This window comes from Kribbella ginsengisoli (assembly GCF_039537185.1).
GTDB lineage: Bacteria > Actinomycetota > Actinomycetes > Propionibacteriales > Kribbellaceae > Kribbella > Kribbella koreensis.
This window is the reverse complement of record NZ_BAABAA010000019.1, coordinates 108,104-134,811: the sequence shown is the minus strand read 5'-3', so window position 1 is coordinate 134,811 and position 26,708 is coordinate 108,104. Positions and strand designations below refer to the sequence as shown.

Below are 26,708 nucleotides of genomic sequence, written 5' to 3'. Positions count from 1 at the left end.
GTGTCCGATGCCCTCAGGCCCAGCGACTCAACCACGCTGAAGAAGTCGCAGCCCTTGAAGCACTTGAGCTTCACCAGGCCGCCGCGGGAACCGCTGCCCCGACAACTTCGCCCGTTGCCTGCGCTGCCTGCGCTGCCTGCGTTGCCTGCGTTGCCTGCGCTGCTGCGGCGCTCGCGCAGCCGCGGGCACTCGCCGGCACCTCGCTCCGCCCTCGGCATCTGGCCGTCCTCGGCGCCTCCGGCAGTTCGTGTCGGGGTGGGTGGTGCGGGGTGGACGTAGCCTGCGGGGGTGAGCTGGGATTTGGTGGTGGTTGGGGCTGGGCCGGCGGGGGCGGCGGCCGCCTTGGGGGCGTTGGCGGTTGAGCCGGGGATGTCTGTGTTGTTGCTTGATCGGCAGGAGTTTCCGCGGGACAAGGCTTGTGGGGACGGGATCGCTCCGCAGGTGTTTGATTTGCTGGCCGAGGTTGGCGTGACCGGGGTGGTCGACGACCGGACGCCGATCCGGCGGCTGTCGCTGCGGCGTGGGGCGCTTGGGGTTGATCGGTTGATGGAGCGCGCGGCTTATGTGGTGCCGCGGATGGTTTTCGATGAGCGGTTGGTTTTGGCGGCGGTGGCTGCTGGGGCCGTACTGCGGAAGCAGCGGGTGGGGCGCGTCGAGGTGCGGCCGTCGGGGGTGATGGTTGATGACGTCGAGGCTCGGATGGTGGTGGGGGCCGATGGGGCGTACTCGCTGGTCCGCGGGGCGTTGGGGATTGCTAGTGGGCCGGTCGCGTTGGCGTTGCGGGGGTATGCGCCGACTCCGGTTGGCCGGGCTGGGCAGCAGGTGATCGTCTTCGGGACGGCGCGGCAGCCGTCATACGCATGGTCGTTCGACCGCGGCGACGGCTGGTCGAACGTCGGGTATGGCGAGCAGCTCCGGGACCGGTCGACGGGGGCCGGGCTGTTGCGGGTCGGACGGGAGCTGTCGGCGCGGGCTGGGTTGGTGCGGGCGGAGCGGGGGCGGCTGACGCGGGCTGGGTTGGTGCGGGCGGAGCGGGGGCGGCTGACGCGGGCTGGGTTGGTGCGGGCGGAGCGGGGGCGGCTGACGCGGGCTGGGTTGGTGGCTGAGCTGGAGCGTTTGTTGCCGGGGGCGGGTGATGGTGGGGTTGATTGGCGGGGGCATCACTTGCCGTTGGCTTCTTGGGGGTGGAGGCCGTCGGGTGGGCGGGTGATGTTGGTTGGGGATGCGGCTGGATTGATCAATCCGATGACGGGTGAGGGGATTTACTACGCGGTCGCGACCGGGTTGATGGCGGGGAGGGCGGCGGCTGGTGCGTTGCGGCGGGGGTCGGGGGATGCGGGTACGGAGTACCGGCGGGCAGTGAAGGGGTTGTTGGGGCGGCATCTGCGGGATACGGCGTTGGCTGCTCGGCTGACGAGGTCGGGGCGGGTGCTGGATGCGGGGATCCGGGCGTCAGCGGCGGATCAGAGGGTTTTCGACAACCTGGTGGAGATCGGGCTGGCGGATGGGGTGCTGCGAAGTGGTGCGCTGCTGCGGATCGCACGGCAGCTCGGCACCGGCGTCGGCGGCGGTTGGTGACTGCGACTTGGTGACTACGACTTGGTGACTACGGCTTGGGGGACCTGGCTGTCAGGGCTTGGCGTTGGATTGGGGTTAGGCGGGTGACTGTCACGGTGTAGGTGCCGGGGGCGACCGCGGTCACCGCGAGGGGGTCGGTGTCGTAGGTCTGGGCGATGGTGAGGGCGGTGGTGACTCGGGCTAGCGGCCAGTCGAGGGCGCTGGCTAGTTGGTCGGCTGTGAGGGGGCGGTTGGCGTGGATCAGGGCGGCGAGGATGGTGGCGGTGTCTTCAGCGACTTCGGGGTCGGGGCCCAGGCCTGACATGTCGTCGCTGAGTTGCTGGAAGAACTGGCTCATTCGTTCGAGTCGCTCGCCGGCCGGCGTCGCCGGGTTGAAGAGTTCGGCGCCTTTGCGGGCGGTGCCGGCCCAGTTGGCGTTGGTTCGGGCGCTTGTCCGCCAGGCCCGGATCCAGATGTCTTCGGCGATCAGGTAGTGCTCGTGGCGCTTGCCGGGGTCGGGCTCGCGGCGTACCAGCTCGAGGCCTTCCAGGTAGTTGATCGCCTTGGAGATGGATGCGGGGCTGACCTTGAGCTCGCGGACCAGGTCGGCGGCGGTGACGCTGGAGGTGTCGGCAGTGTAGAGGCGGGCGAGGACGCGCGACGCCATCCGGGGGAGGCCGGTCTCGACCATCGTTTCGGCGAAGAGCTCGGCGTACTCGCGGACGGCTACGCGGTCGCGGCCGTAAGCGTCGGTGGCGGGACCGTCGGCCTCAACCGTTGGGTGTTTGCGGCGGCGGGCGCGGGAGCCGGTGGCGAGGTGGGCGTGCTCGGCGCGGTAGCCGGTGCGGCCGCCGTTGCGGGTGACCTCGCGGCTGATCGTCGAGGTTGGGCGGTCGAGTTCGCGGGCGATCTCGGCGTACCCGTGGCCCTCGGTGAGCCGGGTGGCGATCAGCCGGCGGTCTTCCTGGGTCAGCCGTCCTCCTGGCATCGGCGGCCTCCCAGGGTTGCGTTCGCGATCAAAGTCATTGCAACAATAGCTCAGATTTCCCAATTGGTTGAGGGTTTGCGGCGGCAACAGCGTTGCCGACGGTGGAAACGCAACGTAGCTTCCGGGGGTATGGCTGAGGATGTTCTCGAGGTGGACGGGCTGCGGATGCGGTACGGCGGCACCGACGTTCTGCACGATGTGACGCTGCGCGCGCGGCGGGGCGAGGTACTGGCGTTGCTCGGTCCGAACGGGGCCGGCAAGACGACGACGATCGAGATCCTCGAAGGGTTTCGGTTGCGATCCGCGGGGCAGGTCCGGGTGCTTGGCGTAGATCCGGCTGAAGGCGACGAGCGGTGGCGGGCGCGGCTCGGCGTCGTACTGCAGTCGTGGCGGGATCACGGCAAGTGGCGCGTGCGGGAGTTGCTTGCGCATCTCGGCGAGTACTACGCGCCGTACTCGACCGCCGCGGTGCAACGGCCGTGGGATGCCGACGAGTTGATTGCCGCCGTCGGGCTGACTGAGCATGCGGGGCAGAAGATCAAGACGTTGTCGGGCGGGCAGCGGCGGCGGCTCGATGTCGCGATCGGGATCGTCGGGCGGCCGGAGGTGTTGTTCCTGGACGAGCCGACGGCTGGGTTCGATCCGGTGGCGCGGCATGAGTTCCACGAGCTGGTGGCGCGGCTGGCGGCCGAGGAGGGGACGACGGTGGTGCTCACCACGCATGATCTCGACGAGGCCGGCAAGCTTGCCGATCGCATCCTGGTGCTGGCCGCCGGGCGGATTGTTGCCGCTGGCACCGAAGCTGAGCTGACCCGGCAGATCGCGGGAGAGGACGAGGTTCGGTGGACTGTCGACGGGCAGCGCTTCAGGGAGTCCGTGGCTGAGTCGACTCCCTTTGTGCGCCGGCTTTTCGGCCGGTACGGCGAGGCGCTGACCGAGCTGGAGGTTCGGCGGGCGACGCTTGAGGACACGTATCTGACGCTGGTACGACAGAACGAGGTGGCCTGATGAGCCCGCGGATGATGGCCGTGCGGACCGGCTGGCGGCGTGGCGTGATCGAGTTGCGGCAGTCCTTCACCAACGCGGGCGAGCTGCTCAGCCACTTCCTCTGGCCGGTGCTGTTGCTGATCGCCCTGTACTTCCTCCGCGACAAGTCGTTCGGGTCGACCGGGTTCGGGCTGGGCGCGTTGGCGTTGCCGAGCATGCTCGGGATGAACGCGGCGATGGGCATGATCAGCATGAGTCAGCAGCTCACGGCCGATCGGGAGGACGGCACGCTGCTGCGGGCGAAGGCGACACCCGATGGGATGGTCGGGTACTTGGTGACCAAGGTTGTGTCGGTGGCGGGTGGATTGATTGCCGATCTGGCGATTCTGCTGGTCCCGGGGTTGCTGATCGTGCGTGGGCTCTCGGTGGAGCGGCCGTTGACCCTGCTGTGGGTGTTGGTGCTCGGGTTGCTGGCGACGTTGCCGATCGGGGCTGTGCTGGGGTCGGTGTTCACGAGCGCGCGGTCGCAGGGGCTGATCCAGTTGCCGGTGCTGGCGTTGATCGGGGTGTCGGGGATCTTCTATCCGGTGACGGCGCTGCCGGGGTGGTTGGAGTTCGTGGCGCAGTCGACGCCGATCTACTGGCTGGGGCTGGGGATGCGGTCGGCGTTGCTGCCGGGGGATGCGGTCGCGGTCGAGATCGGTTCGTCGTGGCGGCATTGGGAGACGGTCGGGGTACTTGGCGTTTGGGCGGTGGTGGGGTTGCTGGTGGCTCCCGTAGTACTGCGCCGGATGGCGCGGCGGGAGTCGGGGTCGAGCGTGGCCGGCCGCCGGGAAAGGGCGTTGCAGCGGATCGGGTGAGCTGGGCTGCCTTTAGAGGCAGGCGTGTTGTGGCGGGCCACGTTGCTCTGGGACCGTTGACGGCATGGTGACTCGGATGGCTAGTGCGGTAGGGGTGCTGGTCCGGCGGTACGGGTATCCGGTCAACGGGGCGGCGGGGATTGTCGGCAACCTATGGGCCGAGTCGGCTGTGCTGCCTGGACGGATCGAGGGCAGCGCGGTGAGTACGCCGATGCGGGCGAAGGACTTCGCCGGGGTGGTGCGGGACTTCACGCCGGAGGAGATCATGACCCGGGATGTCAAGCTCAAGCTCGGGCCGAAGCTGCCTGGGGTGGGGTTGGCGCAATGGACCAGCAGTGCTCGGCGGGCGAATCTGTTCAAGCATCTGTACGAGGGGCGCGAGCTCGGTACTGATGTGTTGTTCAGCGTGGATGCGCAGCTGGACTACCTCGAGGTGGAGCTGCGGACGAGCTATCCGGGAGTGCATGCGGTGGTGTCGGCTGCCGAGGTCACGGTGGATGCGGCGAGCGACGACATCGTCTATCGGTTCGAGATTCCTGGGTCGATTCTGTCCGGTGGGAAGAAGTTGCCGCGTGACGATCCGAAGGTCCAGGCGGTCTTCAAGCAGCGGCGGGTGCATGGGCACAAGGCACTTGCGGAGTACCAGGCTTAGTGCGGCGTTGCCAGGAAGTCGCGGACGAGTTGGCTCGCGATTGCCTGGTACTCGTGGGAGTAGGCGTGGCGGGCGCCGGGGATGACGTGGGCGCGGGCGTCGGGGATGCGGGAGGCCAGGAGCTCGGCGTTGGCGGCTGGGCTGAAGAGGTCGTCGGCGCCGTGCAGGATCAGGGTGGGGGACTTGATCTTCGGGAGTTCGTCCCAGGCGTCGTGGTTGTTGCTGGCAACGAGATGGCGGCCTCGGGCGTACGTCGGCATGGTGGAGTCGCCCAATACGTAGTACGGGCCGGGGTGCGTCGCCAGCCAGCTCGGGGTGTACATCAGGTCGAGGAGGATGCTGTCGCGACCTGCTTGGTCCGCCTGGGCCAGCGCTCGACGGATCTCCTGGCCGCGTTCGTACCCGTGCTTCTTGCCGGGCGACGTGCAGCCGAGGACGAGCCTCCGCACCCGCTCCGGGTACTTGGCCGCCACCCACTGCGCGACGCGGCCACCCATCGAGGTGCCATAGACGTCGGCGTCCTCGATCCCGGCGTCGTCCAGTACGGCGATCACGTCGTCCGCGAAGCCTTCGGTGCTGTAGACAACGTCCGGCCGGTCACTGTCCCCTGTCCCTCGCCAATCCAGGGTGATCGTCCGGCGACCTCCGAAGTCTTCGCGGACCGGGTCCCACCACCGATGACTGTTCGCCTGCCCGGCCAGCAAGACCAACGGCGACCCCTCACCTTCCAACTGGTAGGCAATCCGAGTCCCATCAGCCGCAAGCGCAGTACCCATACCCCCCATTCTCACCACCCACCACGCCCACCCATCCACCGACCACCCGCCGCGACTCTTCCCACTTTGTGCTCGACGTGTGCATTTTCGTGGTCACCGGATGCTCACGTCGAGCACAAGGTGCCTCCAGCAACTAACTCTCCGCCCGCCCGCCTGGCTACTTGAAGAGGGCTGAGTAGGCGTTGAGGGCCGGTTGGCCGCCTAGGTGGGCGTAGAGGACGGTGGAGGTGCGGGGGATTTCGGCGGTGCGGACCAGGTCGATCAGGGCGGCCATGGATTTGCCTTCGTAGACGGGGTCGAGGATGACGCCTTCGAGGGAGCCGGTGAGGCGGATGGCGTCCAGGGTGGATTGGACGGGGATGCCGTAGTAGTCGCCGGCCCAGCCTTCCAGGACGGTGAGTTCGTCGTCGCGGAGGTCGCGGGACAGGCCGATCAGGGCGGCGGTGTTGCGGGCGATCTTCTCGACCTGGGCGCGGGTCTCGTCGATCTTGGCGGAGGCGTCGATGCCGAGTACGCGGCGCGGGCGGTCCTGGCCGGCGAAGCCCGCGATCATGCCTGCGTGGGTCGAGCCGGTGACCGAGCAGACGACGATGGTGTCGAAGAAGACGCCCAGCGCTTCTTCTTGAGCCTGTACTTCGTCCGCCCAGTTGGCGAAGCCCAGGCCGCCGAGGGGGTGGTCCGAGGCGCCGGCCGGGATTGCGTAGGGGACGCCGCCTTCGGAGCGGATCTGTTCGAGGGCGTTCTCCCAGCTCTCCTTGAAGCCGATGCCGAAGCCTGCCTCGACCAGTTCGATGTCGGCGCCCATGATGCGGGACAGCAGGATGTTGCCGACGCGGTCGTTGACGGCGTCGGGCCAGTCGACCCAGCTCTCCTGGACCAGACGCGCCTTGAGGCCGAGGGAAGCGGCGACGGCTGCTACCTGGCGGGTGTGGTTGGACTGGATGCCGCCGATGGTGACGAGATGGGTGGCGCCTTGGGCGAGCGCGTCGGGTACGAGGTACTCGAGTTTGCGGGTCTTGTTGCCACCGAACGCGAGGCCGGAGTTGCAGTCCTCCCGCTTGGCCCAGATCTGCGCTCCACCGAGGTGCTCGGACAGCCGCTTGAGCGGATGCACCGGGCTGGGCCCGAAGGTGAGGGAATGCCGCGGGAAGTCACTGAGGCTCATTGGAGAGTTCCTGTCGTTGGTACCAGCATGCAATATATTGCATGCCAAACAGGGGTCGATGTCAAACCTGGGTGGGGATTGCGGCTGCTGCTGCGGTCGGCGCTGAGGTTCGGGGGCGGTGGAGGCCTACCAGGAGGCCGGTGATCACCAGGGCTACGCCGGCTAGTTCGGCGGGGGCGGGGAGGCCGAAGCCGAGAAGCAGGGAGGTGAGGATCGTGCCGACCGGGATGATGCCGGCGAAGAGGCCGGCTCGGTCGGGGCCGAGCATCGGGAGGGCTCGGTACCAGAGGAGGAAGGCTATGCCGCTGACGAGGATAGCCAGGTAGGCGAGGCCGGTCAGTTCGCCGAGGGTGGGGGTGCGGAGGAAGCGGGTGGGGCCGTCGGTCAGGAGGCCCAGGGCGATCAGCATGGGTACGGAGGTGGCGGCGGTGTAGGCGGAGACTCGGACTGGGCCCAGGCGGACCAGGAGCGGGAGGGCCAGGAGGGAGAAGCAGGCTTCGCAGGCTAGGGCGCCTATGGAGTAGAGGATCCCTTGGGTGTCTGAGGTGCCTAGGCCGGACGCCAGGGCGGTGCCGGCGACGACTATCGAGGCGGCGACGATGATGCGGGCCGAGGGGCGGGTTCGGTGCATGACCGGGCCGGCGAGGGCCAGGACGATCGGGACGGTGCCGACGATCGTGCCGACGATGGCTGGGTTGGCGTGCTTGGTGCCTTCGATGACGAAGAGGTTGAAGAGCACCAGGCCGGTGGCGGCGAGGGCGATGAGAAGCAGCGCCTCGCGGCGGGTCGGGCGGATCAGTGGGATGCGGCGACCGTAGGCGACTGCGAAGAGCAGCAGGGCGGAGACGAGGTAGCGCGCGGCCTGGCCGCCGTAGAACGGATAGTCGTTCACGACCCCGGAGACCGCAGCGAGGCTGCCAACCAGAAACATCGCACCGGCGGCACGGCCGTAGGCGGGCCACGCATGCGCGCCGACGGCAGGCGGTGCGGCGGGGTGGGGGTTGTTGCTCATGGCTTCTACCGTAGGCGGGTTCTGGCCTTGCGGAGTGGTCCAAAAGAGGTTGCTTTGGGTGGTCCGTAACTTGGGGGTTGTGGAGGGGGCGCCGGGGAGTCATAGTCGGGCGCAATGTCCGCTCAGCTGGGGTCGAGTGTTTCGCGGGGCAGTCATCCGGTGGTGGTGGCTGCGCTGGCCATTACGCAGACCGCCGGTTACGGCGTTCTGTATTACGTGTTCGGGGTCTTCCTCGGGCCGATGAGCGCGGAGCTGGGGATCTCGACGGCCACCTCGGCGGGTGCGCTGACGCTGGCGATTCTGGTCAGCTGCGTGATGTCGGTTCCGGTCGGGCGCTGGCTTGATCGGCGCGGGGCTCATCTGTTGATGACGGCTGGGTCGTTGCTCGCGAGTGTCGCCGTGCTTGCCTGGTCGCAGGTGCAGAACGTCGCGCAGCTCTATGCGGTGTTCGCGCTGATCGGGGTTGCGTCGGCGATGGTTCTGTACGGTCCGGCGATCGCCGTACTGGTGGCGGTGCTGGAGCCGAAGCGGCGGACCAACGCGCTGCTCGTCGTGACATTGGTGGCCGGGCTTGCGAGCACGATCTTCATCCCGCTCGCGGGACTGCTGATCCGCACCCATGGCTGGCGGGAGGCGCTGCTGATTCTGGGATTGGCGCACAATCTGCTGACCGTCCCGCTGCATGCGCTGGCGTTGAGAGGGACCCGCCCGACCCACACCAAGACGGCCGCCGATCGGACGGAGCACAGCCGGGCGATTCGGGCGGCGCTTCGCGACGGCGGATTCTGGCTGATCACGACCGGCTTCGTCCTGCACAGCGGTGCGATCGCGATCGTCTCGGTTCACCTCGTGCTCTTCCTGGGCGACCTCGGGTACAAACCGGCCGTCGCCGCGGGGCTGACCGGACTGCTCGGCCTGTACTCCGTGACGGGCCGCCTCGTCACCTCCGTACTGCAGCGCTGGCTCGACATGTCGACGATCGTCGCGCGGACGTTCCTGATCCAGTGCTTCGCGATCGGCGTCCTGCCGTTGCTCGGCCGGAGTGCTCTGGGGGCGGCCGTCTGCATCGTGCTGTTCGGACTCGGCTTCGGCGTCTCGACTCTTGCGACGCCCGCGATCCTGCTCGACCGGTACGGCGCGGCCGGGTACGGCACGATCTCGGGAGCACTCGCTACTCCGGTGCTCGCTGCCCGCGCGATCGGACCGCTCGGCGCGGCCGTACTGGCCACGACGGCGGGCTATCGCTACACGATGGTGCCGGTCTCCTTGGCGCTCGCGGCTGCGAGCGTGTGCCTGATGTTCGTTCGCTACGTCCCCGAGCCGGTGCCGAGGTAGTTGCGCCAGCTGCCGGATGCGGTGATCTCCTGGCTGGGGTCGACCGCATCTGCGGTGCAGACGAAGCCGAGTACTTCGGTGCCGTCCGCGAGCTCGATCGGGCCGATCGCCAGCGGTGGCGCGATCGTGGACAGGAAGCCGCCCAGCTCCTCGGTGGGCAGGCGCCAGACCTCGACCTCGATGCCCAAGCCGACGACCGGCGGGGTGGTGCGGGTCAGGCCGGGTCGGGGCAACGGGCCTGGCACGACGAACATGCGGTAGTCGCTGGCGGTCCTGGCCTCGAAGGCGAGCGTGGCGCCGCGGAGTACGAGGTCGTTGTTGAGGGGTTGGCCGGTGAGGTGGGCGCCGGCTACGGCCAGCAGGACGCCGTCGGCGGGCGGTGGGGTGGTTGGTTGCTCACCGCACCAAACCGCGGCGAGGTCGATGATCTGGTGGTCGTGGCCGGCGGGGGCGAGCAGCTGGACGCCGAAGGGCAGTCCGTCGGTGCGGGCGGGGCCGGGGAAGGCGATCGCGCAGAGGTCGAGCAGGTTGACCATGTTGGTGAAGCGGCCTAGTCGGCTGTTGACACCGATCGGGTCCGCGGCGACCTCGGCGAGGGTGGGGTGGGTCTCGGTCACCGGTAGCAGGAGGGCGTCGATCTCGTTCCAGAGGGGTTCGGATCGGCGCTTCAGAGCGGCCAGGCGGTCGAAGCCGGCGAAGGTTTCGGAGGCGGTCAACGCGGCGCCCTTGCGGACGATCGCGCGGACGGTCGGGTCGACGGCGGGGTCGTCGTCGAGTTTGTCGCCGAACGCCAGCCAGCGTTCGGCGAGCCACGGGCCGGAGTACAAGAGGTCGGCGGTCTCGAGTAATGCGGTGATATCGACCGGTACTACGTCGCCGAGTTTGGCGGCCTGGTCGAGGGCTTCGCTCCAGGCCTGTTCGTGCAGGGGGTCCAGGCCGAGGGGTTTGTCCGGTACGCCGATGCGCTGCGGGCCCTGTTTGTGGGCGGCTTGGGGCAGCTGTCGGGAGTACGGGTCGGCGGGGTCGTACGCGGCCATCACCTCGAAGGCTCGGCGGGCTGTGTCGACCGTACGGGCGAAGACCGTCACGCAGTCGAGTGAGCGGCAGGCCGGGACGACGCCGGTGGTGGAGACGAGGCCCTTGCTCGGCTTGATGCCGACGATTCCGTTGAAGGCGGCCGGGACGCGGCCGCTGCCGGCGGTGTCGGTGCCGAGCGCGAAGTCGACCTCGCCGGATGCCACCGCGACAGCGCTTCCGGCGCTGGAGCCGCCGGAGATGTGGAGGTCGGAGAAGACGGAGTGCGGGGCGCCGTACGGCGAACGCGTGCCGACCAGGCCGGTCGCGTACTGGTCGAGATTCGTCTTGCCGAGGGGGACGGCACCGGCCTCGATCAGGCGGTCGACGACGAAGGCGCTGGTTGCCGCGGGCATCGTGTTGCGCGGGTCGCCGGCGGTGGTCGGTACGCCGTACAGGTCGATGTTGTCCTTGATCGCCATGGTCAGGCCGTGCAGCGGGCCTGGGCGTGGTTCGGTCGGGGCGACGCGGGTGATCCAGACGGTCATGCGCCCCACCTCGCCCGCTCGGCGTCGAACGCGGCGCGGCGTTTCGCGCGCAGACTGACGATGTCCATCGGTGCCTCCTGCTCGATCGCGCGGACGTCGGCGATCGAGAACGTCGACGGCCGCACCTGGAGATCCGCGCGGCCGGCCTTGATGTCGGCGCGTTGCCGGGCGAGTTCCTCGGTGCTGACGGGGGTGAACCTGATCTTGTCGAACTGCCTGAGCAGCCACGGTTGCTCGTCGCGCTCAGACAGGCGCCAAACGGGGACGGTACGACCGACGAGCTGGTAGCCGCCGGGGCCTTCCATGCCGTAGATGCAGAGGTAGATACCGCCGATGCCGACGGCATTCTGCGGGGTCCAAGTACGGGCGGGGTTGTACTTCGTCGTCACGAGGCGATGGCGCGGGTCGATCGGTACTGCGACCGGCGCTCCCAGATACACATCGCCGAGCCCGACCACGAGATAGGTGGCCTCGGCAACGATGTCGAACACCTCGTCCCGCTGTTCGAGATCGTTGACCCGCCGGATGAACTCCACGTTGTCCGGACACCAGGGTGCATCGGGTCGCACCGAGGCTGCATACCGCCGCATCGCTTCATGCGCCAACGGATGATCGAACGCGATCGGCAAACTGACTTCCCGCGCCGGCAGCACCACCCGCTCCGGATCCGCCAGCCCGCCAGCCAGTACTACGAGCTGTTGTGCCAGTTGCTTCGGCTTCAATCGCGCCGAGTCAATTGCAATCAGAACGGACCGGACTCCCTCGACTATCTCGGTCACGCCGTCGAGAGCTTCCGCACGGAGTGCCTCCGCAAGCAGATGGATCCAGACCCGCACGGTCAGGTCCAGCTCGAGTGGGCCGGCCTCAACCAGCAGGTGGCGCTCACCGGCGAGCCGGATGCTGTACGCCGGCGAGCTACCGGACTGGGCGAGGTGGCTGGGGTGGGCGGGCTGAAGGGGGTGGTCCGGGCGGCGAGGCTGGGTGGGGTGGCCGGTATCGCCGGATCGGCTGGGCTGGTTGCTGAGGTCTGCGGTGGAGGTCGTTGTGTGGAGGGCGGGAGGTCGGTCAGGGGCGGGGGTGGGTACGGGGTGGTGTTGTTCGGGCTGGCGTATGTCGGCCAGCCAGGCGCGGCGTACGCGCATGGCTTCGGCTGCTTCTGCTGGGGTTACTGGGTGGAGGTGGAGGGTGTCGCCGGGGCGGAGTTGGCCTAAGAGCCAGCGGTCTGCCTCGATGGTTACTGCGGGGACTACGAAGCCGCCTAGGGAGGGGCCGTCTTTTCCTACTATTACTGGGGTGTCGCCGGAGAGCATGATGCCGCCGACCGGGTAGGCGGAGTCGTGGACGTTGGAGGGGTGGAGGCCTGCTTCGCCGCCGTCTGTGCGGGCCCATTGAGGGATGGGGCCGACCAGGCGGATGCCTGTGCGGTCGGAGCGGTGGTCGATTGTCCAGACGGTGTTGAAGAAGGAGTCGATGCCGTCAGGGGTCAGATGTTCGGGGGCGCCGTGGGGGCCGGGGATGACCCGCAGGGTCCACTCGTTCGACAAGATCGGCAGGGTGATGGTTGCTGGAGGGAGCAGGTTTTCCTGGCGGCCTAGGGGGAGTAGGTCTCCAGCGAGTAGGGCACGGCCTTGCAGGCCGCCGAATTCGCCGAGGATGAAGGTGGAGCGGCTGCCTAGGACACGGGGGACGTCGATGCCACCTTCTACGGCGACGTAGCCCCGCATGCCGGGGCCGTCCAGGGGGCCAACGTCCAGGACGGAGCCGGCGGCCAGGCGGGCTACTGTGCCAGGTCGGAGGTGGTAGCCATTGATGGTTGCTTGGGTGGCGGCGCCGCCTACGCAGACCAGGCGGTCCTCATCGAGTTGGAGGGCCGGGCCGGCTACTACGCATTCGAGGCCGGCAGCGTGGGATGGGTTGCCTACGGCGGCGTTGAGTAGGGCGAAGGTCAGTTCGTCGACCGCTCCAGAGGGTGGTACGCCGACGTCCCACAGGCCCTGTCGTCCGTCCAGATCTTGGACTGTCGTTTGCATGCCAGGGGCAACTACCAGAGCGCGGGCCATCAACTCCACCAGCCGAGCAGCTGGACCGGCGTCGGGTTCCAGCCGTTGCAGGGGTTGTTGATCTGGGGGCAGTTGCTGATCAGGACGAGGATGTCCCGCGATGCCGTCAGCTCGACGTACTTGCCCGGCGCGGACAGGCCGTCGTCGAACTTCAATCCACCGGACGGAGTCACCGGTACGTTCATGAAGAAGTTGATGTTGTGGCCGAGTTCCCGCTGCCCGATTCCCGCCGCGGCGCCGTACCGGAGGAAGGTCTGCCGGCATGCGTGCTGATGCCGGGTGTGCTCCCCGTACCGGATGACATTGCTCTCCTGGGAACACGCGCCGCCCACCGTGTCATGCCGTCCACACGTGTCGTCGGTGATCACCGCGAGCTCATCCAGCCGCGTCGACAGCAGCCGCGAGCCGGTCGTCAGGAACACAGCTCCCTGAGTCCGCATCGTGTCGAAGGCGGAGTACCGGTTGGCAACGTCCGCGGCGTCGTAGACCAAGGTGTCGACTGCCTGATTCCCGTGCAGGTCGACGATTCGCAGCCGGCCGCCAGCCGGTACCGGTACCAATGCCCCATCTCCGGCCGCGACCGTCACATCCAAAGCCGTCAGCTCCACAGCAGTCACAGCGCAGCCCTCCGGGTCATCTCGAGTGCGCGGCCGGCTTCGTCACGCAAGGGCTCTGGACCTGGCCCGTCAGCGACAGACACCTCCACGGACACGTCCGCGGCAGGCAGCCCAGAGAGCGGATGCGCGGCCGTCGAGACGAAGATCAGCAGGTCGGCGGCGGTGCGCAGTACGACGGAATCGCCCGCCACCGCGTGCCCCGGCACATAAGCCATCGAGGCCCGCGAGTCATCGGCGATCCCCACCTTGGAGAAGAAGTTGATGCTCCCGTGCAGATCGACCTCACCCAGCCCGTACTTCGTAAGCTCGACAACCACCCCATCGCGGTCTCCGATGCCCGCCAGGCAGTCGTGCCATTCCAAGCTCGACTCCACCACGGTGGCGAGCGCGAACCCGCGATCCGACATCAACACCAACCCGGGCCGGACACACGCCGACATCTGCGCCTTCAACGTGTCGGGCACATTCAGCCGATCGACCCGATCCGCCGCCACGATCAGCATCGATGCGTTGGCCGCGTCACCCAGAGCCGTCAGCCGCACCAACCGATCCGCGCGCACCGGAAACGACCAGACCGCATCTGCCGGAATCACATGCTGGTAGCTCATGCGTTCTCCAGCACCGGCTGAGCGATCGCAGCGTGGTAGCGCCCGCGCTGCACCCGATACGTCACGAAGCCCGCGACCCCGGTGACGACCAGCGTGATGATCGGCAGGTAATGCAGATACCACCCCTCAGCGGCCGGGTCGTAGACCTCCGAGCGCGGCCAGGCAAGGTTGATCGCCATCGCCAGCCCGTAGAGCACCGCGACCCCGTTCACCAGCAGCCCGAACCGCCCGAGCGAGAAGAGCTTCTTCCCATCCTCGTCGACCCCGGCCGGTAGCGGAGAGCCCGTCAGCCGGCGTACGAACAAAGGCAGCGTGACCATCAGATACGCCAGGTAGAGCAACATGATGCAGACGCTCGTGAGCCCGAGGAACAGCCCGGCGTTGCCGACGTTGACGACCAGACAAACAGCTGCGCCGACACCCGGCACGACGGTCGCGAGCAGCGGCGTGCCGGTGCGCGGCGACACCTGCCGCAGCTGGGACGAGAACGGCAGCACGTTGTCGCGCGCCATCGAGAAGATCATCCGGGCCGCGGCGGTCTGGATCGCCAGCGTGCACACGCAGACCGCGAACGCGACATCGAGCAGCAGCAGCTTTCCGGTCGTCGACCCGAGGCTGCTGGTGAGCACGTACGGCAGCCCCTGCAACCCCAGCGAACCATCGGTCAACGACGGCGCGGCCATCAGCGCGGCGACGATCAGGAACGCGCCACCGATGCCCGAGGCAACGACAGCCCGGATGATCGTCCGCGGCGTCGTCGCCCGCGGCTTGTGCGTCTCCTCCGACAGCTCCCCGGCGCTGTCGAAGCCGACCAGCACGTACGCCGCCATCAGCGCGGAGATCAGCAGCGGTACGACGTACCCGGTCGAATCGTCGAGGCCGGTCGTGTGCAGAACCACGGACGGTCCGCGCTCGGCGTGACCGGTCAGCAGGATGACCATCAGGACGACGCCGATGAGCTCGCAGGTGACGCCGACCGAGTTCACGATCGCGGTGATCCGGACGCTGACCGCGTTGAGCGTCGTGGTGACGACCAGCAACAGACAGCCGAGCAGTACTGCGTTCGCGGCCCCGTCACGGGAGGCGAGCGATGGATCCGTGCCGATCAGCTGGAAGCCGCTCCACACCGCCGGCAAGACGACCTGCAACGCGATCGCGGCCGCGGCGACCGTGATGATCTGCGCGACGATCATGGTCCAGCCGGCGAACCATCCGACGACGGCACCGCCCAACCGGCGCGACCACTGATAGATCGCGCCCGAGAGGGGGTAGCGCGCGGCCAGCTCGGCGAAGCACAGCGCGACCATGAGCTGCCCCACCAGGACGGCCGGCCAGGTCCAGAAGAACGCCGTACCGCCGAAGCCGTAGCCGAGACCGAACAACTGGAAGACGGTGGTCAGGATCGAGACGAAGGAGAAGCCGGCGGCGAAGGAAGCGAACGTCCCCACCCGCCTGGACAACTGCTGGTCATAACCGAAGCTGCTGAGATCGCTGGCACTAGCGCCGTCGACCGCGGCGGGGTCGAGCGTTGTGGACATTCCGGCCTCCCGAAAGAGTCAGCCCGGAACGCGCACGGCAGCCCGGGGCCATCAAGGCCTCCCGGGCTTTTGTCCCGCCGTGGAACGGCACCGGCGGACCGGTGCCGTCTCCCCTCTCGGACCAGTCCTCCGGTGTACTACCGGAGCGGAACCCTAGGGGCGCCCCGCCCTCGTCGGCGGGTCGTCCACCAGTCCACGACGGCCGTGTTTCACCCCAGGCCACCGCTCGTAACGTCCTGATGAACACAACCTCACGCCGATCGGCCGGCCCTGAGAGCAGGTGTGAGGAGACTGACGTACACCGACAGCGTCATCTGACGGGCGCGAAGCCCGCGGCCCCGCTCCTACCTTCCAGGTATGGACATGAAGCTAGAGGTAGTGGTCATCCCCGTCAGCGACGTCGACAAGGCGAAGGCCTTCTACGAGCAACTCGGCTGGCGGCTCGACGCCGACTTCGCCACCGAGAAGGGGTTCCGGGTCGTCCAGGTGACGCCGCCGGGCTCGGACGCCTCGGTCATCTTCGGCGACGGCGTCTCCAACGGTGAGCCGGGCTCGCTGCAGGGGCTGCAGCTGGTCGTCAAGGACATCGAGGCCGCGCGTGAGGAACTGATCGCGAAGGGTGCCGACGTCAGCGAGGTCTGGCACGACGCCGACGGTGTCTTCCACCACGCCGGCGACGCGAACCGGGCGGCCGGTCCGGACCCCGAGCGCCGGAGCTACGGTTCGTGGCTCTCGTTCAGCGACCCGGACGGCAACGGCTGGGTAGTACAGGAAGTCGTCACCCGCCTGCCAGGCCGCTGACCGAGGACTGGGACGATGGGCGGCATGGCAACTACGGAGTACGACGTCATCGTGCTGGGCGCCGGCGCGGTCGGGGAGAACGTGGCCGACCGGGCAGTCAAGGGCGGTCTGACCGCGGTGATCGTGGAGAGCGAACTGGTCGGTGGCGAGTGTTCGTACTGGGCTTGTATGCCCTCGAAGGCGCTGCTGCGTTCAGCCCAGGTACTCCGGGCCGCCCGGCGCGTGCCGGGTGCCGCCCAGGCCGTGACCGGTGAACTCGACGTCCAGGCCGTGCTCGACCGGCGCGACGAGTTCACCAGTCATTGGAACGACGACGGCCAGGTCAAGTGGGTCGAAGGAGCCGGTATCTCCCTGGTCCGTGGCCATGGCCGGATCACCGGCGAGAAGCAGGTGACCGTCGGGGACCAGGTGTTGACCGCACGGCACGCGGTCGTCATCTCGACCGGCTCCGACTCGCTCATCCCCGACATCCCGGGCCTGCGCGACGCCGACCCGTGGGTGAGCCGCGACGCGACCAGCGCGAAGACGGTGCCGAGCAGCCTCGCGATCATCGGTGGCGGCGTGGTGGCGGTCGAGATGGCCTCGGCGTACGCGGGCTTCGGTACTGCGGTCACCGTGATCGCCCGCAGCGGGCTGCTCGAGACGATGGAACCGTTCGCCGGTGAGCAGGTGGCGGACGGACTGCGCGAGCTGGGCGCCACCGTGTTGCTCAACACGGAGACGAAGAGCGTGAAGCGACTCGATGACGAGGTCGTACTGGAGCTGAGCGACGGTTCGAGCATCTCCGCCCAGGAAGTCCTCGTCGCGACCGGCCGCACCCCGCGTACCGGGGACATCGGTCTGGAGACCATCGGGCTGACGCCGGGCAGCTGGCTCGACGTCGACGACACCTTGCTGGTCCGCGGCTTCGATTGGCTGTACGCCGGGGGCGACGTCAACCATCGTGCGTTGCTGACCCACCAGGGCAAGTACCAGGCTCGCGCGGCCGGTGACGTGATCGCCGCCCGCGCCAACGGCAAGCCGGTGTCGGACGCGCCGTGGGGGACCCACGTGGCGACGGCGGATCACCAGGCCGTACCGCAGGTCACCTTCACCGACCCCGAGGTCGCGTCGATCGGCCTCACCGCGGCCGCCGCGGAGAAAGCCGGCTATCAGACCCGCGTCGTGGACTACGAGATCGGAAATGTCTCCGGCGCCGCCGTCCATGCCGATGGCTACAAGGGCACGGCCCGGATGGTGGTCGACGAGCAGCGCAAGGTGGTGCTCGGCGTCACCTTCGTCGGGCCGGACGTCTCCGATCTGTTGCAGGGAGCAACTATCGCGGTGGTCGGTGAGGTTCCGCTCGACCGGCTGTGGCACGCGGTTCCGGCGTACCCGACGATGAACGAGATCTGGCTGCGCCTGCTGGAGACGTACGGGCGACCGTGAACCAGATGATGGTCGCGCAGAGTAGGCCGGTGGCGACGAAGACGAACGAGCGCGGATAGGAGTCGGTCCGGGCGCCGCCGCAGATCGCGCCGACGGCGGCGAGCCCGAGGACGATCAGCGCCGGCGGCGTCGCCATGGGGTGCTGCTGTTTGGTCAGTAGCCGGGTGGCGATGCCGTACCAGAAGCAGGCGATCAGGGTCGCGCCGATGGCGTCGCTCGGACGGTGCCAGAGGAGGGCCACCACCGCGGCTCCGATGAGCGACAGCCAGACGGTCCCGACGGCGGCGACGTACGGACGGGCGCGAGGGGTGGCGACCAGGATCGCGCCGAGGACCAGGCCTGCGACGATCGCGACATGGCCGCTGGGGAAGCTCGGCTCGATCTCGGAGATCGGTGCGCCGACGATGTCGGGCCGGGGCAGGATCGTGGTGTGCAGGAGCTCCGTACAGGCGATCGTTGCGACCGGTACGCCGAGGCCCGCGACGGCCAGGATCCACTGCCTGCGGAGGAGAGCGACGAGCAGGATCAGCGTCAGGCCGGCGACGATGGTGAGCTCTTCGAGCTTGAGGGGCGGCGGTCCGACGGAGTACACGATGCGGTAGATCAGGGCGGGATCGGCGTACCCGACGAGCAGGGAGTTCTCCGCGTTCTGGCCCCAGGGGGTGCAGACGGCGACGACGTAGAGCGCCACGAAGGCGATCAGGGACTTCATGTGAGCTTGTTGTTCCTTCTGGTGGCCAGGATCAGCGCGGGCAAGGTGACGGCCAGTGCCAGCAGGACGGTCGTGCTCGGTTGCGGACGGAAGCTCAGCATCGTCGGGTCGGTGAGGATCGCCCAGGTGCGGACGACCGCGAAGAAGGCCAGCGGGACGGCCCAGCGGAAGTCGCGGGTGACGATCGTCGCCCAGCCGGCGCCGGCCACGAGCGCGACCTCGAGGACGAACTGGCCGCGCTGGAACCAGGTGTCGTAGGAAGCGATCTGCAGGCCGCCGGCCACGAACATCGCGAAGACGACCGGGATCAGCCAGCCGTACGATCGGCGCGGTACTGCCTTGCTTCCTCGCGCGGCCAGCAGGATGGATGCCACTAGCAACAACAGCGGCAGGAAGACGTCGTTGTTCAGGATCGGCGCGCCGAGACCGTAGTAGCTGCCGCCGACCACCCCTTGAACGCCGAAGATGCTCGAGCCGTCGAGGGTGACGCTGGTGTAGATCATCGCGGCGACGGGCGGCACCGCGATCCACGCGCGGCCGCGGAGCAGCGCGACGAAGGCGATCAGCGGGAGCAGGCCGTAGGGGAGCAGCCGGTCGTACGCGGTGCCGCCGACCGACCACGGGAGCCAGCCGTTGAAGTGGAAGTTGACGGCGTGCGTCGACGGGTCGATGTGCAGGGTCCAGTTCCAGACGTCTTGTAGATAAGGCGTCAGAGCGAGCAGCGCCAGCCAGAGGGCGGCCAGTTGGAGGCCGTGCCACCACCAGGATCCGCTCTGGGACTCCTCGGTGATGCGGGCCTGGAGTCCGCCGCGCGCGAGAGTGATTGCCTCGCGCAATGGTGGCCAGTCCCGGCCGGGGTGGACCTCGTCGAGAGTGGCCAGCAGTTCGTTGCCGTGGGCATCGCGGTAGGACTTGGGGTAGACGCGAAGGACCAGAGGATTCATGCCTGGGCCGTCCGCGGGGCGCGATCGATGACGACGTGGGCTGCCTGCTGCATGCGCAGGGCCTCGCGCTGCAGGCTCGCGTTTCCTTCGTCGGTCAGCCGGTAGTACCGGCGGGCGCGGCCGTCGACGATCTCCTCGTGGTCGGCGATCACCAGGCCGGCTCGCTCGAGCCGTTCGAGAGCGCCGTACAGGGTGCCGACGGCGAGCCGGAGCCGTCCGCCGGTGGCTTGCTCGGTGGCTTTGATGATGCCGTACCCGTGCAGTGGCCCGTCGAGAAGGGCGGCCAGCAGGAAGTACTGCGACTCGGTCAGCGTCGGGTGTTGGTTCCTCACGTCGGCGAGTATATATCGGCTCACGAAGTATCAGGACGGCAGGGTGTCCGGCCATTGACGATGGGTTATCTGTTAGGTAACTTTCCTAACAATTCTCCCGACCCGCCCCCAGGAGTTGGTCACGTGTCCAGACGGATCCGAAATTCGGCAGTCTTGTTATCCCTAATGCTCGTGGTCGGCGTCAGCGTCGGCAACGCGATGGCGGGGACCACAGCGGATGTGCTGTTGTCCCGGCAGAAACCAGTCCTCACCTCCAGCAACGAGAGCAGCTCGTTCACCGGCGACAAGGCCGTCGACGGCAACACGAGCACCCGCTGGGCCAGCGCCGAGGGATCGGATCCGCAGTGGATCCGCGTCGATCTCGGGCAGCCGGCCTCGGTCAGCCGGGTCAAGCTGAGCTGGGAAGCCGCGTACGGCAAGGCGTACCGCATCGAGGTCTCCGACGACGGCACCAACTTCACCACGATCAAGTCGGTCACCGGCGGCAACGGCGCCACCGACGACCTGACCGGGCTCAGCGGCCACGGCCGGTTCGTCCGCCTGGTCGGTACCCAGCGAGGGACCAGTTACGGCTATTCGCTGTTCGAGCTGGAGGCCTACGGCACCCTCGACTCGAGCGGTGACACCCAGGCGCCGTCGGTGCCGACGGGCTTGACGGCCACGGCGGTGACAGCGACGACCGCCAACTTGTCGTGGACGGCGTCGACGGACAACGTCGGGGTCAGCGGGTACGAGGTACTTCGTGACGGGGTCGTGGTCACGACGGTCAGCGGCACGCAGTACAACGATTCCGGGCTGACGGGCGATACGTCGTACCAGTACTCCGTGCGCGCTCGCGACCTGGCCGGCAACCTGTCCGCGGCCAGTGCTCCGATCACGGTCAAGACCGCTGTGGGAGGGACCGGGTCGTTCGTGCTGGCCGCCGCCGGTGACATCGCGGACCAGTGCACCGCGTCGTCGTCCGACTGCATCCACCCGAAGACCGCGAACCTGGTCGATCTGATCAAGCCGGCCAACGTGATCACGATGGGCGACAACCAGTACGACGACGCGCATCTGTCCGACTTCCAGAACTACTACGACAAGTCGTGGGGCCGGTTCAAGTCGATCACCAAGCCGATCCCCGGCAACCACGAGACGTATGACGACCCGTCGTACAACGGGTACGACAAGTACTTCGGCTCGGCGATCGCGAAGCCGCTGGGCAAGCGGTACTACAGCTGGGAGAAGGGCAACTGGCACTTCATCGCCCTCGACTCGAACGACTTCGTCAAGGAGTCCAAGGCGCTCGCCGAGCCGGCCCAGCTCACCTGGCTGAAGTCGGACCTGGCCGCCAACACCAAGGGCTGCATCGCGGCCTACTACCACCACCCGCGCTTCAGCTCGGGTGACCACGGTGACAACGCGGGTGCCGCGCAGCTCTGGGACGTCCTGGTCGGCGCGAAGGTCGACCTGGTGCTGAACGGCCACGACCACCACTACGAGCGGTTCCTGCCGCAGAACAAGAGCGGGGTGGCCGATCCGAACGGGCCGGTCGAGATCATCGGCGGTACCGGTGGCAAGGAGCTATACCCGCCGAAGACCGCGCACCCGACGACCGCCAAGCTGCTCGAGACCTTCGGCGTGCTGAAGCTGTCGATGACCGACACCACCTTCCAGAGCCAGCTGATCAACCTCGACCAGCAGGTACTGGACAGCAGCCCGACCTACACCTGCCACTGACAGGCCGGGCTCATGTATCTCGCCGAGACTCGCAGTAGCAGCCCTTCGAAACAGACCGGCCGCCTGTGGCGCCGGGTGCCGGCCAACGTGCTGGCGCTCGGCGTGGTCAGCCTGGTCACCGACATCTCGTCGGAGATGGTGACGGCGATCCTGCCGCTCTACCTGGTGATCGGGCTGGGCCTCAACCCCTTGCAGTTCGGTCTGCTGGACGGGCTCTATGCCGGGGCGACCGCAGTACTGCGACTCGTCGGCGGGCACGTGGCCGATCGCTGGCGGCGGCTCAAAGCCGTCGCCGGCATCGGCTACGGGCTGTCAGCGGTCTGCAAGCTCGGGCTGCTGGCGGCCGGCTCCTCGGTCGCGGCGATCGGGGGAGTGCTTGCGATCGACCGGGCCGGCAAAGGTATTCGTACTGCTCCTCGCGACGCGCTGATCTCGTTGAGCACTGAGCCGGCGAAGCTGGGTCGCGCGTTCGGTGTGCATCGGGCGCTGGATACGTTTGGCGCCTTTCTCGGGCCGCTGGTGGCGGCTGGGGTGTTGTGGGCCAGTTTGGGCGACTTCGACGCGGTGTTCGTGGGCAGCTTCTGCATCGCTTGTTGTGGGGTGCTGCTGTTGGTGTTGCTGGTCAAGGATCATCCGCGGCCGGGGCCGGCTATCGCTGTGCCCTTGCGGGGGATGCTTGGACTGCTGAGCATCAAGGCCTTTCGCCGGTGTTGTGGGTGGGCGGCGATGCTCGGGTTGGTGACTATCACCGACTCGTTTGTCTATCTGGCGTTGCAGCGGCGGTGGGAGGTCAGTACGGCGCTGTTCCCGCTGCTGCCGATCGGTACTGCGGGGACGTTCTTGTTGCTGGCTGTTCCGCTGGGGCGGCTGGCTGATCGGGTCGGGCGATGGAAGCTCTTCCTGGCTGGGCACGGGGCACTGGTGCTTGCGCTGCTGTTGCTGTGTGGGCCGGTGAAGAGTCCGCTGCTCGCGGTGGTGGCGTTGGGGTTGCATGGCGCCTTCTACGCGGCCACTGACGGAGTACTGCCCGCTGCGGCTGGGCCGTTGCTGCCTGAGCACTTGCGGGCTAGTGGGTTGGCGCTGCTCCAGACGGGGCAGGCGTTGGCTCGGATGGTGTCGGCGGTGTTGGTCGGTCTCGTGTGGACGCTGTGGGATCTTCGGCCGGCGTTGCTGGCTACTACGGCGGCTCTGTTGGTGGTCACGCTCGCGGCTGCGGTCGTCCGGCCTTGGGAGGAAGCGCGATGAAGAAGATCCTCACGGGTGTGATCGGCGTTCTGTTGCTGCTCGGGGCCGGGACGCTGTACGTCGTACAGGCACGTGGTGGCGGACCGGCGGTCAACGCGCGGCCAGTGGTGTCGGGACAGGTGGCGGTTGCTCCGGGCAACTTGTACTTCCGGAACCTGGCGTCGGGACCGGACGAGGGCAAGCTGGCGGTGGTACCGGTCGGTGATTCCGCTGGTCCACGGCAGGTCGGGGAGTTGCATTGCGACCGGTTCGCGACGGCTCGCAGTACGAGCATCTGTCTGCGGTTGAAGCCGGGGTCGCTGCCGCCGCTCACCGAGATGCTTGCGCTCGGGCCGGATCTGAAGGTGAAGCACCAGGAGACCTTGCCCGGTACGCCGAGCCGCGCCCGCGTCTCACCCGACGGGAACATCGTCAACTGGACCGTCTTCGTCACCGGCGACTCGTACTCCGCGACCGGCTTCTCCACCCGCACCGGCCTGTACGACCTTCGCACCCGGACTCTGCTCAAGAGCATCGAAGAGCTCCCGGTCTTCGTCGACGGCAAACGCTACTTCGCCTCCGACATCAACTACTGGGGCATCACCTTCACTGCCGACAGCAAGTACTTCTACGTGACGATGGGCAGCAAGGGAAAGACACACCTGATCAAGGCCGACTACCAGGGCTACCGAGGCGACGCCGTCGCGTCGAATGTCGAATGCCCGTCGCTCTCCCCGGACGGCCGCCGAATCGCCTACAAACAAAAGACTCCCGACGGCACTTGGCGCCTGGCAGTGCTGGACCTGACCACCCACCAAATCACCCACCCTGCCGAAACCCGCCCGATCGACGACCAGCCCCTCTGGCAGAACAACACCACAATCCTCTACGCGCTCCACCACGACACCACCTCCGACATCTGGTCCGTCCCCGCCAACCCAACCGGCACCCCAACCCTCCTAGTCCCCGACGCCTCCTCACCCGCGGTCCGCTGACCCGCCGTAGCAGACCAGCAGACCGGCAGGCCGCTCGATCGGAAGACCAGCCGGTCGGTTTTGGTTGCTGATGGCAGGTAGCGGTCGTCAGTGCACGCGTAACTCGGCGGGTAATCGCTTGCCTCGGCGTGTTGGGGTGGTTGGTGGGGGTTGTGCGTGCGTGGCGGTGCCGGGGTTGGTGACTTTGTGCTCGGTGTGAGTGGATCCGTCGCTGGGGGGGTGCGCAGGTGGGGCACTAGGTGCCTCAGGCAACTGGTTTGGGAGGGCGGCGGGGGTGTTTTGGCTCAGTCGCCGGGCGGCTGGCGGCGGGTGAGTGGTGAGGGCAGCGTGGGCGGGTCGGCTGGCGGGTTGTTCGGCCGCTGGTGTCCTACAGGGTGGTAGTGGGCGAAGTAACGGGGTTCGTTGGCGGGGTTGTGGCGCTGGCGCGATGGTTAGTGCCGACGGCTGCTTGTGGGTGACTCGATGGCAGGGGCGCCGCGGCGTGGCCGGCCATCGGCAACCAGCCATCCAGGCCACACGCTCGCCATCGGGAGCCACCGATCCGCAGCGCCCTCGCAGTCGGCGAACCTGAGTCCGGAGCAGGCCACGCGGCTAGGGTTTGTGGGTGGATGGGTTGCGGCTTCGGACGCTCGAGCTGGCTGATGGGCCGGTGTTTGCACGCTGGGGGTTGGATCGACGGTTTTGTGAGGTGGCTGGGTGGCGGCTTGATCGGTCGTTGGCTGGGCATGAGGCGCATTGGCGGCAAGTGATTGTGGAGCCGAACGTGGGGCAGTTGCGGTTGGTGGCTGTGCACGGCGGCGAGTTGGTGGGGTACGTCGACCTGGCGGGGAGTGAGGTCGGGTGGCGAGAGTTGGGGTATGTGGTGGAGCGGTGGAGGCTTGGGCTGGGGAGTGCGGGGGCTCGGCTGGGGTTGGTGTGCGGGTTCGGCGTACTGGGGTTGCGGGAGATTTCGGGCTGAGGCGCTGGATGCCAACGGTTGCGTCGGTGCGGATTCTGCGGTCGCTTGGGGATGACCGAGACCGGGCGGGGTGAGGACGACTCGTTTTTGGGGGAGCCGTGCTTCTGTCGGAGGTTCCGGATCAGCGCGGGCGGGTGAGGGTTGCGACTTTGGTCGTAGGGCGGGGTCAGCCGGGTGGCTGGGTGGGGTGGGCTGTGGGTGGATTCGCTCGGGGGCTGGGCGCTGGCACGGTGTTGCCATGGTCAGTGAGGTTCAGGCGAAGAGCAGGAAGCGGCATCGGGTTCGGCGGTTCTTCGGGCGGGTGCTCGTGGTGGTGGTCGCCGTCGTGCTGGTGTTCGTGGTGGGGACCTACGTCTGGAGCTGGCGGGACGGGCGGAAGGCTGAGATGACTACGTCGGGGCCTTATACGGGGGACCTCGAGTCGTTGGAGAGGCGTCCGTTGCCTCGGTGGTTCGCGGATGCGAAGTTCGGGGTGATGATCCATTGGGGGTTGTACTCCGTACCGGGGTACGCGCCCAAGGGGACGACGTTCAACAAGTTGCTGGAGACGCAGTACGGCGACGCAATGACGCACAACCCGTACGCCGAGGACTATGCGAACGCGATGAAGGACCCGGACTCGCCGACGGCCGTGTTCCATCGCGAGCACTACGGGGATGCGGCGTACAGCGACTTCACCGAAGAGTTCGATGCAGGGCTGAAGCGTTGGGATCCGGATGAGTGGGCGGCGCAGTTCAAGGCGGCCGGCGCGGCGTATGTGGTGGTGACGGCGAAGTACGCCGACGGGTATTCGATGTGGCCGACCGCGGTGCGCAATCCGCATGCGCCGGACTTTCACGCCAAGCGGGATCTGATGGGTGAGCTGGCGACGGCTGTCCGCAAGCAGGGGTTGAAGTTCGGCGTGTACTACTCGGGCGGTGTCGACTGGACGTTCCAGCCGAAGGTGGTGAAGACGCTTGGTGACTACGCCTACCTGCCGTACGGCGCGGAGTACCGGCAGTATGCGATCGATCAGGTGCACGAGCTGATCCAGCGGTACAAGCCGGACATCCTGTGGAACGACATCTCCTGGCCGACCGGTTCGAAACGGTTGTACGCGCTGATGGCCGACTACTACAACACGGTTCCCGAAGGGGTGGTCGACGATCGGTGGAGCACGTCGTCGTTCAGCCGGCAGGTGCTGGGGCGGCAGCCGTTCCGGTGGGGGTTCGACCAGGTGATGAAGGGGGTGTTCCAGCTCCCGAGCGCGGCCGACAGCGTCAGTACGCCGGCCGACGTGCCGCACAGCGACTTCCGCACGCCGGAGTACGCCGATTTCGACACCATCCAGTCGAAGTTCTGGCAGCAGGACCGCGGGATCGGCGGCTCGTTCGGCTACAACCGCGAGGAGACCGAGGCCGACTACGCCAAGGTCCCCGAGCTGATCGACGCGCTCGCAAGCGGTGCCGCCAACAACGGGGCCCTCCTGCTCAACCTCGGCCCCAGCGGCGGCGAAGGCGAGATCGTCCCCGGCCAACTCAGCCGCCTCAAGGGAGTAGGCAGCTGGCTCCGCACCAACCAAGAGGCGATGACCGGCACCCGCCCCTGGACCCGCTCGACCGCCACCACCACAGCAGGCGACAAAGTCGTCTTCACCACCAAAGGCAACAACCTGTACGCCGTAGTCCTCGGCAACCCCAAAGGCGACATCACCATCAAGTCCCTGACCCTCCACGGCACCACCACCCACCAAGGCCGCCCCGTCCCCCTCACGGTCGCCAACGGCAACACAACCCTCAAAGCAGCCGCCGACGGCACCTACGCTCCCGTCTACAAGATCGCCGACGGAGTCTGAAAGCCGGGGAACCTCTGGACCTGGCCAGGCTGTCTACTAGG

General features: G+C 67.8%; 25 protein-coding genes and 1 riboswitch. Of the genes, 12 read left to right on the top strand and 13 right to left on the bottom strand.

Features of this window, described 5'->3' with window-relative positions; genetic code table 11:
- Window positions 1–218, bottom strand: a 218-nt coding sequence (locus tag ABD768_RS39500; protein ID WP_344849527.1) for a hypothetical protein, incomplete at its 3' end; no start/stop codon positions are given.
- A gap of 70 nt (window positions 219–288) precedes the next feature.
- Between ABD768_RS39500 and ABD768_RS39495 the strand changes: the two genes are divergently transcribed.
- Window positions 289–1,578: an FAD-dependent monooxygenase gene (locus ABD768_RS39495; protein WP_344849526.1), complete on the top strand. Its 1,290-nt coding sequence runs from the start codon at window positions 289–291 to the stop codon at window positions 1,576–1,578.
- Window positions 1,579–1,606: 28 nt separating this feature from the next.
- Here ABD768_RS39495 and ABD768_RS39490 read toward each other — a convergent pair whose 3' ends face one another.
- On the bottom strand, window positions 1,607–2,545 hold the full coding sequence (locus ABD768_RS39490) for a GbsR/MarR family transcriptional regulator (RefSeq protein WP_344849525.1): 939 nt from the start codon (window positions 2,543–2,545) through the stop codon (window positions 1,607–1,609).
- Between the two features lie 129 nt (window positions 2,546–2,674).
- On the opposite strand from ABD768_RS39490, the gene ABD768_RS39485 reads away from it, so the two are divergent.
- The 3 genes from ABD768_RS39485 (at window position 2,675) to ABD768_RS39475 (ending at window position 5,044) form a co-directional block, all read left to right on the top strand.
- Complete coding sequence (locus ABD768_RS39485; RefSeq protein WP_344849523.1) at window positions 2,675–3,553, top strand: ABC transporter ATP-binding protein; 879 nt, start codon at window positions 2,675–2,677, stop codon at window positions 3,551–3,553.
- The gene (locus ABD768_RS39480; protein WP_344849521.1) at window positions 3,553–4,392 is read left to right on the top strand and encodes an ABC transporter permease; all 840 of its coding nucleotides are present in this window, start codon (window positions 3,553–3,555) and stop codon (window positions 4,390–4,392) included. Before ABD768_RS39485 ends, ABD768_RS39480 begins: the two co-directional genes overlap by 1 nt.
- A gap of 76 nt (window positions 4,393–4,468) precedes the next feature.
- Window positions 4,469–5,044, top strand: a complete 576-nt coding sequence (locus ABD768_RS39475) for a phage tail tip lysozyme (RefSeq protein ID WP_344849519.1) — start codon at window positions 4,469–4,471, stop codon at window positions 5,042–5,044.
- On the opposite strand, the gene ABD768_RS39470 is transcribed toward ABD768_RS39475, so the two are convergent.
- The 3 genes from ABD768_RS39470 to ABD768_RS39460 all read right to left on the bottom strand — a co-directional run bounded on the left by ABD768_RS39470 (window position 5,041) and on the right by ABD768_RS39460 (window position 7,997).
- Window positions 5,041–5,820, bottom strand: a complete 780-nt coding sequence (locus tag ABD768_RS39470) for an alpha/beta fold hydrolase (protein ID WP_344849517.1) — start codon at window positions 5,818–5,820, stop codon at window positions 5,041–5,043. The genes ABD768_RS39475 and ABD768_RS39470 overlap by 4 nt on opposite strands.
- Before the next feature lie 157 nt (window positions 5,821–5,977).
- Complete coding sequence (locus ABD768_RS39465; RefSeq protein WP_343974102.1) at window positions 5,978–6,985, bottom strand: 1-aminocyclopropane-1-carboxylate deaminase; 1,008 nt, start codon at window positions 6,983–6,985, stop codon at window positions 5,978–5,980.
- A gap of 61 nt (window positions 6,986–7,046) precedes the next feature.
- Entirely contained in the window at window positions 7,047–7,997 is a 951-nt protein-coding gene (locus ABD768_RS39460) for a DMT family transporter (protein ID WP_344849516.1), read from the bottom strand.
- A 114-nt stretch (window positions 7,998–8,111) separates the two neighbouring features.
- Here ABD768_RS39460 and ABD768_RS39455 point away from each other — a divergent pair, with 114 nt between their 5' ends.
- Entirely contained in the window at window positions 8,112–9,332 is a 1,221-nt protein-coding gene (locus ABD768_RS39455; protein ID WP_344849515.1) for an MFS transporter, read from the top strand.
- Here ABD768_RS39455 and atzF read toward each other — a convergent pair.
- Genes atzF through ABD768_RS39430 form a run of 5 tightly spaced genes read right to left on the bottom strand, consistent with a single transcriptional unit; the run spans window position 9,305 to window position 15,717 of the window.
- A complete protein-coding gene (atzF, locus tag ABD768_RS39450) occupies window positions 9,305–10,894 on the bottom strand; it encodes an allophanate hydrolase (RefSeq protein ID WP_344849513.1) in 1,590 nt (529 codons plus the stop codon). The genes ABD768_RS39455 and atzF overlap by 28 nt on opposite strands.
- Complete coding sequence (locus tag ABD768_RS39445; RefSeq protein WP_344849511.1) at window positions 10,891–12,924, bottom strand: 5-oxoprolinase/urea amidolyase family protein; 2,034 nt, start codon at window positions 12,922–12,924, stop codon at window positions 10,891–10,893. Before ABD768_RS39445 ends, atzF begins: the two co-directional genes overlap by 4 nt.
- A 29-nt stretch (window positions 12,925–12,953) precedes the next feature.
- Window positions 12,954–13,571 (bottom strand): urea amidolyase associated protein UAAP2, encoded by a 618-nt coding sequence (locus tag ABD768_RS39440; protein ID WP_344849510.1) that lies wholly within the window; start codon window positions 13,569–13,571, stop codon window positions 12,954–12,956.
- Window positions 13,568–14,179 (bottom strand): DUF1989 domain-containing protein, encoded by a 612-nt coding sequence (locus tag ABD768_RS39435; protein WP_344849509.1) that lies wholly within the window; start codon window positions 14,177–14,179, stop codon window positions 13,568–13,570. The genes ABD768_RS39440 and ABD768_RS39435 overlap by 4 nt, the downstream gene beginning before the upstream one ends.
- Window positions 14,176–15,717 carry an amino acid permease gene (locus ABD768_RS39430; protein ID WP_344849508.1) on the bottom strand — a complete coding sequence of 514 codons (1,542 nt, stop codon included), beginning with the start codon at window positions 15,715–15,717 and terminating at the stop codon, window positions 14,176–14,178. Before ABD768_RS39430 ends, ABD768_RS39435 begins: the two co-directional genes overlap by 4 nt.
- 56 nt (window positions 15,718–15,773) lie before the next feature.
- Window positions 15,774–15,885: riboswitch (guanidine-I (ykkC/yxkD leader) on the bottom strand.
- A gap of 189 nt (window positions 15,886–16,074) precedes the next feature.
- On the opposite strand from ABD768_RS39430, the gene ABD768_RS39425 reads away from it, so the two are divergent.
- Window positions 16,075–16,518, top strand: a complete 444-nt coding sequence (locus tag ABD768_RS39425) for a VOC family protein (protein ID WP_343974126.1) — start codon at window positions 16,075–16,077, stop codon at window positions 16,516–16,518.
- A gap of 24 nt (window positions 16,519–16,542) precedes the next feature.
- The gene (locus ABD768_RS39420) at window positions 16,543–17,946 is read left to right on the top strand and encodes a dihydrolipoyl dehydrogenase family protein (protein WP_344849505.1); all 1,404 of its coding nucleotides are present in this window, start codon (window positions 16,543–16,545) and stop codon (window positions 17,944–17,946) included.
- On the opposite strand, the gene ABD768_RS39415 is transcribed toward ABD768_RS39420, so the two are convergent.
- Genes ABD768_RS39415 through ABD768_RS39405 form a run of 3 tightly spaced genes read right to left on the bottom strand, consistent with a single transcriptional unit; the run spans window position 17,834 to window position 19,934 of the window.
- A complete protein-coding gene (locus ABD768_RS39415) occupies window positions 17,834–18,658 on the bottom strand; it encodes a phosphatase PAP2 family protein (protein ID WP_344849503.1) in 825 nt (274 codons plus the stop codon). The genes ABD768_RS39420 and ABD768_RS39415 overlap by 113 nt on opposite strands.
- Window positions 18,655–19,602 carry a hypothetical protein gene (locus ABD768_RS39410; protein ID WP_344849502.1) on the bottom strand — a complete coding sequence of 316 codons (948 nt, stop codon included), beginning with the start codon at window positions 19,600–19,602 and terminating at the stop codon, window positions 18,655–18,657. Before ABD768_RS39410 ends, ABD768_RS39415 begins: the two co-directional genes overlap by 4 nt.
- The gene (locus tag ABD768_RS39405; RefSeq protein WP_343974136.1) at window positions 19,599–19,934 is read right to left on the bottom strand and encodes a PadR family transcriptional regulator; all 336 of its coding nucleotides are present in this window, start codon (window positions 19,932–19,934) and stop codon (window positions 19,599–19,601) included. The genes ABD768_RS39410 and ABD768_RS39405 overlap by 4 nt, the downstream gene beginning before the upstream one ends.
- A gap of 165 nt (window positions 19,935–20,099) precedes the next feature.
- On the opposite strand from ABD768_RS39405, the gene ABD768_RS39400 reads away from it, so the two are divergent.
- The 5 genes from ABD768_RS39400 (at window position 20,100) to ABD768_RS39380 (ending at window position 26,667) form a co-directional block, all read left to right on the top strand.
- Window positions 20,100–21,656, top strand: coding sequence for a discoidin domain-containing protein (locus ABD768_RS39400; protein ID WP_344849499.1), 1,557 nt, complete (start codon window positions 20,100–20,102; stop codon window positions 21,654–21,656).
- Window positions 21,657–21,668: 12 nt separating this feature from the next.
- Window positions 21,669–22,901, top strand: a complete 1,233-nt coding sequence (locus ABD768_RS39395; RefSeq protein ID WP_344849497.1) for an MFS transporter — start codon at window positions 21,669–21,671, stop codon at window positions 22,899–22,901.
- Window positions 22,898–23,875 carry a TolB family protein gene (locus ABD768_RS39390; RefSeq protein ID WP_344849495.1) on the top strand — a complete coding sequence of 326 codons (978 nt, stop codon included), beginning with the start codon at window positions 22,898–22,900 and terminating at the stop codon, window positions 23,873–23,875. The genes ABD768_RS39395 and ABD768_RS39390 overlap by 4 nt, the downstream gene beginning before the upstream one ends.
- Before the next feature lie 763 nt (window positions 23,876–24,638).
- Entirely contained in the window at window positions 24,639–24,833 is a 195-nt protein-coding gene (locus ABD768_RS39385; protein ID WP_344849493.1) for a GNAT family N-acetyltransferase, read from the top strand.
- A 238-nt stretch (window positions 24,834–25,071) separates the two neighbouring features.
- Window positions 25,072–26,667 carry an alpha-L-fucosidase gene (locus ABD768_RS39380; RefSeq protein WP_344849492.1) on the top strand — a complete coding sequence of 532 codons (1,596 nt, stop codon included), beginning with the start codon at window positions 25,072–25,074 and terminating at the stop codon, window positions 26,665–26,667.
- Window positions 26,668–26,708 lie beyond the last annotated feature (41 nt).